We start from the raw sequence: 711 nt of genomic DNA on the forward strand, positions 1-711 counted from the left end.
CCGCAGCAATTGCCCATTCTTTCTAGGTTGGGGTTTGACAAAGCCGATTGGCTGAACGCCTGCACCCAAGTAGAAAGAGGCAGGTTAGTCGGCAGCTGCCAAGCCATTAAGGCCGCGCTGCCCCACCTAAATCGAAAGCGACTTTCAGGGTTCAGATTGCCTGACAGCTAAACCTTCTCCTCGCGCAATTTTAAACAGCTAACAGGCCATCGCCTGTTTTCGTACTGCCTGAAAGTTATAAATTTAGCGTGATTTGAAAAAATCTCTTCCTAACAACCCACTCTGAGCACTCTCCCTTAAAGTTAGACAATAAATCAGTCACTTACTAACAGACTAGTCATCATCTTTATCTAAAAGTGCCTGTCTCTGTTTTTCTACTACCCCCTTCTTTTTTACTAATGAACTTCTTTGTTTTTAAAAAATGAACGTTCTGTTCCGAGTGATAACTTGTCTATTTCGAGAGCATTCGTATCTTCATTTTCAAATGACATATTGAATTCCCCAGTGAAGCTGACTCTTAAAACCACAACAGCAGGCCTGTTGTTACCACTTGCCTCGATATTAGAGAAAAGTGCTTCCATCAACCCTTCCAGAGTATCTAAGTATTTATCTTCTAACTCATCGTCTGTCTCAACAAGTCTCAATTTTCTGTTAATTTGAAAACTCCATTGAGAACTCACATGGCATTTGTTGTACTCAACGTACCTATAA

1 protein-coding gene is annotated in these 711 nt (G+C 41.2%); it reads right to left on the reverse strand.

Going from position 1 to position 711, the window contains the following annotated elements:
- Positions 1–395: 395 nt before the first annotated feature.
- Positions 396–711: hypothetical protein (locus tag LRP50_RS25390; protein ID WP_274167174.1), on the reverse strand; the 316-nt coding region annotated here is incomplete at its 5' end.

This window comes from Enterovibrio gelatinilyticus, from assembly GCF_028683095.1.
GTDB lineage: Bacteria > Pseudomonadota > Gammaproteobacteria > Enterobacterales > Vibrionaceae > Enterovibrio > Enterovibrio gelatinilyticus.